Source organism: Mitsuaria sp. TWR114 (assembly GCF_007997345.1).
The window spans coordinates 1-9710 of record NZ_VOSR01000496.1; the positions used below are offsets into that span (position 1 = coordinate 1).

Sequence of the window (9710 nt, forward strand, 5' to 3'; positions counted from 1 at the left end):
GGCGCGCAGGTGCCGCTGTCAGCGTTCAGCCGCTTCGAGACCACCAACACGCCGCTGTCGGTGAACCACCAGAGCGGCACGCCGGCCTCGACGATCAGCTTCAACCTGCCCGAGGGCGTGTCGCTGTCGCAGGCGACCGACGCGATCAACAACGCGATGGCGGAGCTGGGCATCCCGGTGTCGGTGCGGGGCACCTTCGCGGGCACGGCCAACGCGTTCCAGGATGCGCTGAAGTCGCAGCCCATCCTGATCGGCGCGGCCATCATCGCGATCTACCTGGTGCTGGGCATGCTCTACGAGAGCCTGGTGCATCCCGTGACCATCCTGTCGACGCTGCCGTCGGCGGGCGTGGGCGCGCTGCTGGCGCTGATGATGTTCAACACCGAGTTCTCGATCATTGCCTTGATCGGCGTGATCCTGCTGATCGGCATCGTGAAGAAGAACGCGATCATGATGATCGACTTCGCCATCGCGCGGCAGCGCACGAGCGCTCACCTGACGGCGGGCGCGGCGATCTTCCGCGCGGCCAAGCTGCGGCTGCGGCCCATCCTGATGACGACCTTCGCGGCGATCTTCGGCGCGGTGCCGCTGGCCATCGGCAGCGGCGATGGCGCCGAGCTGCGCCAGCCGCTGGGCATCGCGATCGTCGGCGGCCTGATCCTGAGCCAGCTGTTGACGCTGTACACGACGCCGGTCGTGTTCGTGATGATGGAAAGGCTGCGCCAGCGCGTGATGCGGCGCCGCGCGGCGAAACGCGCCGCCAGCGCCGCGCGGCCGCCGCACGAGGCGCCCCCGACGACTCCCGAGCCGCCCGCGGCTCCGACCCTGCAGGGCTGAGACATGCCGACCCCGATGACCTCGATGACCTCGACTTCATTCCTCCGTCCCTCGCTGCCGGCCGTGGCGGCGGCGGTGCTTGTCGCACTGCTGAGCGGCTGCGCGGTGACGCGCGTCGATCCGCCCGCGCCGGTGACGGCGCCGGCGCAGTACAAGGAGGACGGGCTCTGGAAGCAGGCCCGGCCCGCCACCGCCGAGCCGGTCCCGGAGCAGTGGTGGACGCTGTTCGACGACCCCGTGCTGAACGACCTGCAGCGCCGCCTGGTGATCGGCAACGAGAACCTGAAGGCCGCCGTGGCGCAGCTGGCCGGCGCGCGCGCGGCGCTGGAGGCGAGCCGTTCGGCGCTGCTGCCGACGCTGTCGGTCGGCGTGTCGGGCACGCGCAGCGCGAGCCCGGATGGCAACGTCACCAACGGGACGATCAACCGCGGCCGACCAACAGCGTGCAGGCCTCGCTCAACGCGAGCTGGGAGCCGGACCTGTGGGGCCGGCTGCGGCTGGCCAGCGAGGGCGCGGGCGCGACGCTGCAGGCCACCGCGGACGACCTGGCGGCGGCGCGGCTGAGCGCGCAGGCGACGCTGGCGCAGAGCTATTTCTCGCTGCGCACGGCGGAGGCGCAGGAAGCGCTGTACGACCGCAGCGTGCAGGCCTACCAGCGTTTCCTGGACCTGACGCAGGCGCGTTACCAGAGCGGCGTGGCCGCGCGCAGCGACGTGCTGCAGGCGCAGACGCAGCTGCGCTCGGCGCAGGCGCAGCTGCTGGAGACGCGGTCCACGCGCGCCCAGCTGGCGCATGCGATCGCGGTGCTGCTCGGTCTGCCGCCGTCGGCGCTGGAGCTCGCGAAGAATGCCGCGCTGCCCACGCCGCCGGAGGTCCCGATGATGCTGCCGTCGCAGCTGCTCGAGCGCCGGCCCGACATCGCAGCGGCGCAGCGGCGGGTGGCCTCGGCGTATGCGCAGATCGGCGTGGCGGACGCGGCCTACTTCCCGTCGCTGACCTTGTCGGGCAGCGGCGGCTACCGAAGCAGCACGCTCAGCAAGCTGCTGTCGGCGCCCAACCTGTTCTGGTCGCTCGGCCCGTCGCTGGCGCAGGCGATCTTCGACGGCGCCAGCGCAAGCTGGCGAGCGCGCAGGCCCGCACCAGCGCGGAGGTCGCGACCTCGACCTACCGGCAGACGGTGCTGACGGCGCTGCAGGAGGTCGAGGACAACCTGATCCTGGCCGACCACCTGCGTGAAGAAGCGCGGCTGCAGCAGGAGGCGCTGGCATCAGCGCAGCGCAACCTGGAACTGGTGACGGACCAGTACCGCGCGGGCACGGTGTCCTTCCTGGACGTCACGACGGCGCAGAACAGCGCCTTCAACGCGGAGGCGTCGCTGCTGTCGGTGCGCAACCGGCAACTGGCGGCGATCAGCCTGCTGCTGAAGAACGTGGCGGGGCGGTGGACGCCGGCGTGAGGCGACCCGAGGCTGCGTGAGGCGGCCTGCGGCGTCCCCCAAGTGGGCGGGTGGTCCGGTTGTCTTCGCTGCGCAACAAGGCGACTGACCCTTGAAATCAGTCGGAATTGAGCGCTCCTAGCATGCCTCTCATTGGGCGCCTTGACGCCCGTGAGACTGACCGCGGCGGACGTCCGCGAAAGGAACAGGCATGCAGATCGATCCCGCAGCGAGGGCGGCCGTGCGCGGCGCCCTGCCCCCACCGACGAGGGCCGAGGATCTCGAGCGGTATCACGCCGTCGAGACCTACATCACCCAACACGCGCCGCAATACCGGATCCAGTTGCGCCCGCAGTACCGCGAGCGCCTGTCCACCATTCCCGCCGACCTGGGCAAGGAGCAGTTGGACATCGAGCTGTTCAAGATCCAGAAGGACATTGAACTCGAGCATCGCCAACGAGCGGCCAGCATCCAGTCAATGCCCTTGGACTCCGCAACCGGGTCGAGTGAGTACGCAGCGCTCTACCGGCAATACCTGGACGAGGAGAACGAGCTCGGGAAGGCGGCGCTGGCGCGCTACGTCGTGCACCGCCGCACGATCCTGGAGATGCTCGAGGGCGCGTTGAAGATCCAGGACTCCGGCGCCTACGCGCGCGAGGACCTCATCCACGGCCTGATCTTTCCAATGCGGACGACGTCGGATGAAGTGGACTTCACGAGGCAGAACCTGTGGGTCGTCGATGAACGGCTCGCGTATCACACGCACCTGGCGTCGGACCTGCCGATGAGCCGGCTGACGCCCATCGCCGTGGCGGACCGCGATGAACCGGATCTCGTGGTGTTCAACACCCCGCGGGCCTTCGCCGACACCAAGAGCCCGTACCAGTCGGTCGTCATCGTCGAGTTCAAGCGTCCCGAACGTAACGAGTACCCCGCCCGGGAGGAGAACCCGGTCGAGCAGGTCCTGCGCTATGTCCGCAAGATCAAGGAGGGCCAGGCCAAGGACCGCGACCTGAAAACCATCAACGTCGGCGCGATCCCCTTCTACGCCTACATCCTGTGCAGCCTCACGCCCCGCATGCGCGCCATCGCGGAAGACCACGACTTCGTGCGGACGCCTGACAACGAGGGCTACTTCAAGTACCACCAGAGCCAGGGCTGCTACATCGAGATCGTGTCCTACGACAAGGTGCTCAACGATGCGAAGAAGCGCAACCGTGCCTTCTTCGAAAGGCTGCAGATTCCCGCCACCTGAATTCTGGGTTCGACGTCGCAACGGACGACGGCTCCCGAAGGAGCCGTCATTCGTTCGGCGCGTCAGCCGCGCGCGGCCTCACCAACTCAAGCTGCCGAGGCCTTCTCCGCTTCGGCCTTCTCCAGCGCGGCGTGGGCCTGCTGGTCGGCGTGGTAGCTGGAGCGCACCATCGCGCCGACGGCCGCGTGCGTGAAGCCCATCTTGTAGGCCTCTTCCTCGAACATCTTGAACGTGTCCGGATGCACGTAGCGGCGCACCGGCAGGTGGTGGCCCGACGGCGCCAGGTACTGGCCGATCGTGATCATGTCGATGTCGTGGGCGCGCATGTCGCGCATGACCTGGAGGATCTCCTCGTCGGTCTCGCCCAGGCCCACCATGATGCCGCTCTTGGTCGGCACGCCCGGCACCGCTTCCTTGAAGCGCTTGAGCAGGTTCAGGCTGAACTGGTAGTCCGAGCCCGGACGCGCTTCCTTGTACAGGCGCGGGGCGGTTTCCAGGTTGTGGTTCATCACGTCCGGCGGCGCCGCCTTCAGGATGTCCAGCGCGCGGTCCATGCGGCCGCGGAAGTCGGGCACCAGCACCTCGATCTGCGTCGTGGGGCTGAGCTCGCGCACCTTGCGGATGCATTCGGCGAAATGGCCGGCACCGCCGTCGCGCAGGTCGTCGCGGTCCACGCTGGTGATCACCACGTAATTCAGCTTCAGCGCCGCGATCGTCTTGGCCAGGTTCAGCGGCTCGTCGACGTCCAGCGGATCCGGCCGGCCGTGGCCGACGTCGCAGAACGGGCAGCGCCGCGTGCACTTGTCGCCCATGATCATGAAGGTCGCCGTGCCCTTGCCGAAGCACTCGCCGATGTTGGGGCAGGAGGCTTCCTCGCAGACCGTGTGCAGCTTGTGCTCGCGCAGGATCTGCTTGATCTCGTAGAAGCGGGTCGACGGGCTGCCGGCCTTCACCCGGATCCAGTCCGGCTTCTTCAGCTGCTCGGCCGGGATGATCTTGATCGGGATCCGCGCCGTCTTGGCTTGCGCCTTCTGCTTGGCAGTCGCGTCGTAGTCGGACGCGCTCTTGGCTTCGTGGGTGACGTTCTCGGTTGCCATCAGGCGCTCTTTCGGTTCCGGGTTCGAGCCTCAGGGTTCCAGCTGCGCGGCGAGCCGTTCAGCGAACCGCTGGGCCACCGTGGCCCAGTCCGTGAAAACCCCGAGTGTACCGAGGTCCACCGTCTGGAGCCCTGCGTACCCGCACGGATTGATGCCCAGGAAGGGCTTCAGGTCCATCGCCACGTTGAGCGCGACGCCGTGGTACGTGCAGTGCCGGCTGATCTTGATGCCCAGCGCCGCGACCTTGCCCAGCCCCCGGAACGGGTCGGCCGGATCGGCCGGTCCGGTCAGGGCGGCATGCGCCCCGGGGTCGTCCAGCCGCACGTAGATGCCGGGGGCGCCGGCCACGCGGTGGCCGGTCACGCCAAAGCCGTCCAGCGTCTGGATGACGGCGGTTTCGAGGCGGAAGACGTATTCCTTGACGAAGATGCCCAGCCGCTTGAGGTCGACCAGCGGATAGGCGACCACCTGTCCCGGGCCGTGGTACGTGACCTGGCCGCCGCGATTGGTCTGCACGACGGGGATGCCCTGGGCGTCGAGCACGTGGTCGGCCTGGCCGGCCAGGCCCTGCGTGTAGACGGGATCGAATTCGCAGAGCCAGAGCTCGTCCGGCGTCTCCGGACCGCGCGCGTCGGTGAAGGCGCGCATGGCATCCAGCGTGGCCGCATAGTCGACGCGGCCCAGGGTCTTGATCAGCATGCCGGCATGCTAGCCGCGATGGACCTAGCATCGGCCGCATCGGGACATCCAGGAGTGCGCCATGTCGCGCCACCTCATGCGCTTCGCCGCCGCGGCGATCGCCCTCGGACTTGCGCTGCCCGCCGTGGCGGCCTCCGCGCCGGCCGTGCGCGTGACGCTCGAACAGGCGCTCGCCACCTACGAGCGCGGCGACCTGCCCGCCGCCGAGCGCCAGTTCCGGCAGCTCTCGCAGCAAGGCCTCGCGCTCGGGGACTACAACCTCGCGATGATGCATCTGAGGTCCGAAGTGCCGAAACCGGATCCCCGCTTCGCGCGCTCGCTGCTCGTGCGCGCCGCCGGCCGGGGCCTGGTGCGCGCCGAGCTGGCGCTGGGCCAGTTCCACGAGCAGGGCGAGGATGGGCGTCCCGATCTGGTCCAGGCCCAGTCCTGGTACCTGAAGGCGGCGGAACACGGCAGCGTCGATGCGCAGGTCGCGGTGGCCACGGCGTTCTACCTGGGCCGTGGCGCGGCGAAGGATTTCGCGCAGGCCGCGCAGTGGTACCGCGAGGCGGCCAAGGGCGGCGATGTGGGCGCGCAGTACCTGATCGCGTCGATGTATGAATCGGGCCTGGGCGTCGAGCGCGACCTGCGCCTGGCGCGCTACTGGTACGACATCGCCGCCCGCAACGGCGACGAGGCCGCGCCCTACAAGCTCAAGGCCGTCGACGACGCGCTGGCCGCGGACGCCGGCACGGTCTGATCGCAGCTCAGGGCGTCAGAGAACCACTTTCACCATGGGGTGCGTGGTCAGCGTGCGATAGAGCTCGTCGAGCTGTTCGCGGCTGGTCGCGGTGACGGTGATGGTGAGGCCCAGGTAGTTGCCGCCCTTGCTCGGGCGCTGCTCGACGGTGGACGCGTCGAAGCCCGGGTCGAACTGCCGGGCGACGCTCACGATCGCCTCGACGAAGCCGTCCACATGCGCGCCCATCACCTTGATGGGGAAACGCGACGGGTATTCGATGAGCGACTGCTCGGGCGGGATCGGGGCGTTGGTGAACGAGGTCATGATGGGGAATCCAAATGGGGATGCTCAGAGGCTTTGCAAGCGCTTGGCCCGCTGGTACGCCTCATAAAGCTTCGCGTAGACCGGCCCCGGCTTGCCGCGCAGCGCGCCGTGGCCGACCGGCTCGCGGTCCAGCCGCGTGACCGGGGCCACCTCCTTGCTGGCCGAGGTCAGCAGGATCTCGTCCGCGGTGGGCAGCTCGGTCTCCGCGATCGGCCGCAGGTTGCAGGCGATGCCGAGTTCCTCGCACAGCTCCTGCAGCAGCCGCACGCGCACGCCCTCCAGCAGGGCCTCGCCCGGCGGCGGCGTCAGCAGCGCGCCGTCGCGCACGATCCAGACGTTGCTGCTGGAACCTTCGGTCAGGCAGCCGTCGCGGATCAGCAGCGTCTCGTCGGCGCCCTGGTCCGCCGCCACCTGCCGCGCCAGCACGTTGCCCAGCAGCGAGATGCTCTTGATGTCGCCGCGCTGCCAGCGGAAGTCGCGCGCCGTCACGCAACTCAATCCCTGGTGGCGCTGCTCCGGCGTCAGCGCATGCATCGGCTGCGTGTACGCGAGCACCGTCGGCTCCAGGTCCTTGGGCATCGCATGGCCGCGCGCCGCGACGCCGCGCGTGACCTGCAGGTAGATCGACTGGTCCTCGACCTCCGGCAGGTGCGCCACCAGGCTGCGAAGCAGGTCGAGCCAGGCCTCGCGTTCATACGGATCCTCGATCCGCAGCGCCTTCAGGCTGCGTCCGAGGCGGTCGAGGTGGTCGTCGACCCGGAACAGGCGCCGGCCGTAGACCGGGATGGCCTCGTAGACGCCATCGCCGAACAGAAAGCCGCGATCCATCACCGGCACCCGGGCATCGCCGAGCCGACCGAGATGGCCGTTGAGGTAGCAGGGCAGGTCGGCCCAGGGCATCGTCATCGGTGGCTCCCGCAAGTGGTCAGGCCCAAGCCGTCGACTGTACGCCGCCGGCCCGGCCCGCCAACCCCGGCAAGCGAGGGGCCTTGGCCGGCCAGGATCTCAGGCGCGGCTTACTTGATCCAGAGACGGATCGCGTCCCAGGCGCGGCCGAAGATGCCGGCCAGCGGCACCTCGTGCTGCACGACCAGCGGCACTTCGGCCACCGGCGCGCCGCCCGAGGTCGTCACCTTCAGCGTGCCCACGCGCTGGTTCAGGCCCAGCGGCGCGACCAGCGGATCGGTGCGCTGGATGTCGGTCTTGAGCTTGCCGCCCTCGCCGCGCGGCACCGCCACGAACACCGCGTCCGCCGCGCCCAGCTTGGCTTCCGGCACCGCGCCCTTCCACACCTTCACGGTGGTGATGGGCTGGTTCTTCTCGAACAGGCGCACCGCGTCGAAGGCGGCGTAGCCCCAGTTCAGCAGCTTCTGGCTCTCGGTCGCGCGGGCTTCCTTGGAGGCGGCGCCCATCACCACGCTCAGCAGGCGGCGCTTGCCGTTGGGCACGTCGCGCTGGGCGCTGGCCGCCAGGCAGTAGCCGGCGGCATCGGTGTAGCCGGTCTTGCCGCCGTCCACCGACGGGTCGCGGCCCAGCAGCATGTTGCGGTTGGACTGCTTGATCTTGTTGAAGGTGTACTCGCGCTTGGAGTAGTACTCGGCGTAGTACTGCGGGAAGTCCTGGATGACGTGCGAGAAGATGACCGCGATGTCGCGCGCGCTCGTCTTGTGGCCAGGCTCGGTGATGCCGGTGACGTTCTTGAACGAGGTGTTCTTCAGGCCCCAGGCCTGCGCCTGCTTGTTCATCATCGCGACGAACTGCTCGACGGTGCCGCCCACGCCCTCGGCCAGCGCGACCGAAGCGTCGTTGCCCGACTGGATGATCATCCCGCGGATCAGCTCGTCGACCTTGGGCGTCATCGTGGTGTCGATGAACATCAGCGAGGGGTCCCCCTTGCGCTCGTCCCAGGCGCGCTTGGAGACGGTCAGCGTCTGCTCCAGCGTCAGGCGCTTGGCCTTGAGCGCGTCGAAGACGATGTAGGCCGTCATCAGCTTGGTCAGCGAGGCGGGATCCTGCGGGGTGTCGGCGTCGCGCTCGGCGAGCGTCTGGTTCGTGGTCAGGTCCAGCAGGACGAAGTTGCGGGCCGCGATCTCGGGCGGCGTCGGCGCCTGCGCGGACGCGCCGGTCACCATCAGGAAGCTGGACAGGCCCACGCCGAGGGCCAGGGAAGCGAGGAAGCGTTTCATTCGAGGGAAATCCTTAGGCGCGCGCTTCGCCGACGGCATGCCAGCTGCGCAGCACGAGGTTCTTGAGCAGCGGCAACTGCCCATGGAAGAAATGCCCGACGCCGGGCACCACGATGACCGGCAGCGCCTGCGGGCGTGCCCAGTCCAGCACCGCGCTCAGCGGCACCACATCGTCCTGTTCGCCGTGGATCACGACGGTATCGGCCGGCACCGTCGCGACGCCGAAGCGGCTGGCGGCCGGACCGACCAGCAGCAGGCGCTCGGCCGGCTGCTCGAGCTGGAGCGCCGCCTGCGACGCGACGAAGCCGCCGAACGAGAAACCGGCCAGCGCCAGCGGCAGCGCCGCGTCGCGGAAGGCGGCGATCACGGCCAGTGCATCGTCGACCTCGCCCCGACCTTCGTCCCAGACGCCCTGCGACTTGCCGATGCCGCGGAAGTTGAAGCGCACGGTGCGATAGCCCAGGTGCACGAAGGCGCGGGCGATCGTCTGCACCACCTTGTTGTCCATCGTGCCGCCCTGCGTCGGATTGGGATGGCAGATCACCACCACGCCGCGCAGCGGACCGGCGTCGACCGCGGGTTCGTCGACGGCGCATTCGATCTCGCCGGCCGGGCCGGCGATCTGCCGGCGCTGGGTCTGTGCATTCATCGAGTCGGGCTCCCGCTCAGCGGCCGACCGAATCGTCGAGCACCAGGCGCTCGACGACTTCGCCGTGCTTGAGATGGCGCTCGACGATCTCGTCGATGTCGCTGTTGTCGACGAAGGAGTACCAGACCGCGTCCGGGTACACCACCGCCACCGGCCCCCCGGCGCAGCGGTCCAGGCAGCCGGCCTTGTTCACGCGCACGCCGCCCTTGCCGGCGAGCTTCTCCGCTTTCACCCGCTGCTTGCAGTGGTCGAAGGCGGCCTGCGCATCGTGCTGCAGGCAGGCGTTCTCGCCCTCGCGCTGGTTCAGGCAGAAGAAGATGTGGCGTTGGTAGTAGCTGGTGGAGCTCATCGCGGGATTGTAGTTTCAGGGTTTCCACCGACCGGCCGTTCGTGCGTTTCGTCACGACCTGCTTGTCCTTCAGAGCGCCCGCCCGGCGGTGGTTCCGGCGGCCGCGGCGGCAAGGGCCGGTCGCTCTGCGTGACCCCGTACAGCAGCCAGGCCAGCGC

10 protein-coding genes and 1 pseudogene are annotated in these 9710 nt (G+C 69.0%); 4 read left to right on the forward strand and 7 right to left on the reverse strand.

Translation table 11 applies throughout. From position 1 onward, the window contains the following. The 3 genes and pseudogenes from FUT87_RS17515 to FUT87_RS17525 form a co-directional block, all read left to right on the forward strand. The coding region (locus FUT87_RS17515; protein WP_186830599.1) for an efflux RND transporter permease subunit at positions 1–837 on the forward strand (837 nt) is incomplete at its 5' end. Between the two features lie 443 nt (positions 838–1280). Continuing rightward, positions 1281–2293: pseudogene (locus tag FUT87_RS17520) on the forward strand (efflux transporter outer membrane subunit). A 190-nt stretch (positions 2294–2483) separates the two neighbouring features. Then, positions 2484–3527 (forward strand): hypothetical protein, encoded by a 1044-nt coding sequence (locus FUT87_RS17525; RefSeq protein WP_147241838.1) that lies wholly within the window; start codon positions 2484–2486, stop codon positions 3525–3527. Between the two features lie 86 nt (positions 3528–3613). Here FUT87_RS17525 and lipA read toward each other — a convergent pair whose 3' ends face one another. Beyond that, positions 3614–4624, reverse strand: a complete 1011-nt coding sequence (gene lipA / locus FUT87_RS17530; protein ID WP_147241839.1) for a lipoyl synthase — start codon at positions 4622–4624, stop codon at positions 3614–3616. 30 nt (positions 4625–4654) lie between these two features. Beyond that, complete coding sequence (gene lipB / locus FUT87_RS17535) at positions 4655–5323, reverse strand: lipoyl(octanoyl) transferase LipB (protein ID WP_147241840.1); 669 nt, start codon at positions 5321–5323, stop codon at positions 4655–4657. A 61-nt stretch (positions 5324–5384) separates the two neighbouring features. On the opposite strand from lipB, the gene FUT87_RS17540 reads away from it, so the two are divergent. Beyond that, complete coding sequence (locus FUT87_RS17540; RefSeq protein ID WP_147241841.1) at positions 5385–6062, forward strand: tetratricopeptide repeat protein; 678 nt, start codon at positions 5385–5387, stop codon at positions 6060–6062. Between the two features lie 15 nt (positions 6063–6077). Here the strand turns inward: FUT87_RS17540 and FUT87_RS17545 are convergent, their stop codons facing one another. The 5 genes from FUT87_RS17545 to FUT87_RS17565 form a co-directional block, all read right to left on the reverse strand. Then, positions 6078–6368: a DUF493 family protein gene (locus FUT87_RS17545; protein WP_091731258.1), complete on the reverse strand. Its 291-nt coding sequence runs from the start codon at positions 6366–6368 to the stop codon at positions 6078–6080. 24 nt (positions 6369–6392) lie between these two features. Then, entirely contained in the window at positions 6393–7274 is an 882-nt protein-coding gene (locus FUT87_RS17550; protein ID WP_091731254.1) for a D-amino acid aminotransferase, read from the reverse strand. A 110-nt stretch (positions 7275–7384) separates the two neighbouring features. Then, on the reverse strand, positions 7385–8554 hold the full coding sequence (locus FUT87_RS17555; protein WP_147241842.1) for a D-alanyl-D-alanine carboxypeptidase family protein: 1170 nt from the start codon (positions 8552–8554) through the stop codon (positions 7385–7387). 13 nt (positions 8555–8567) lie between these two features. Further along, positions 8568–9203 carry an alpha/beta hydrolase gene (locus FUT87_RS17560; protein WP_091731247.1) on the reverse strand — a complete coding sequence of 212 codons (636 nt, stop codon included), beginning with the start codon at positions 9201–9203 and terminating at the stop codon, positions 8568–8570. 16 nt (positions 9204–9219) lie between these two features. After that, positions 9220–9552, reverse strand: a complete 333-nt coding sequence (locus FUT87_RS17565; protein WP_091731244.1) for a ferredoxin — start codon at positions 9550–9552, stop codon at positions 9220–9222. Between the last annotated feature and the right edge of the window lie 158 nt (positions 9553–9710).

Coding starts and splice junctions, on each gene's coding strand:
- FUT87_RS17525 (WP_147241838.1), top strand. CDS start 2,484: ATGCAGATCGATCCCGCAGCGAGGGCGGCCGTGCGCGGCGCCCTGCCC.
- lipA (WP_147241839.1), bottom strand. CDS start 4,624: ATGGCAACCGAGAACGTCACCCACGAAGCCAAGAGCGCGTCCGACTAC.
- lipB (WP_147241840.1), bottom strand. CDS start 5,323: ATGCTGATCAAGACCCTGGGCCGCGTCGACTATGCGGCCACGCTGGAT.
- FUT87_RS17540 (WP_147241841.1), top strand. CDS start 5,385: ATGTCGCGCCACCTCATGCGCTTCGCCGCCGCGGCGATCGCCCTCGGA.
- FUT87_RS17545 (WP_091731258.1), bottom strand. CDS start 6,368: ATGACCTCGTTCACCAACGCCCCGATCCCGCCCGAGCAGTCGCTCATC.
- FUT87_RS17550 (WP_091731254.1), bottom strand. CDS start 7,274: ATGACGATGCCCTGGGCCGACCTGCCCTGCTACCTCAACGGCCATCTC.
- FUT87_RS17555 (WP_147241842.1), bottom strand. CDS start 8,554: ATGAAACGCTTCCTCGCTTCCCTGGCCCTCGGCGTGGGCCTGTCCAGC.
- FUT87_RS17560 (WP_091731247.1), bottom strand. CDS start 9,203: ATGAATGCACAGACCCAGCGCCGGCAGATCGCCGGCCCGGCCGGCGAG.
- FUT87_RS17565 (WP_091731244.1), bottom strand. CDS start 9,552: ATGAGCTCCACCAGCTACTACCAACGCCACATCTTCTTCTGCCTGAAC.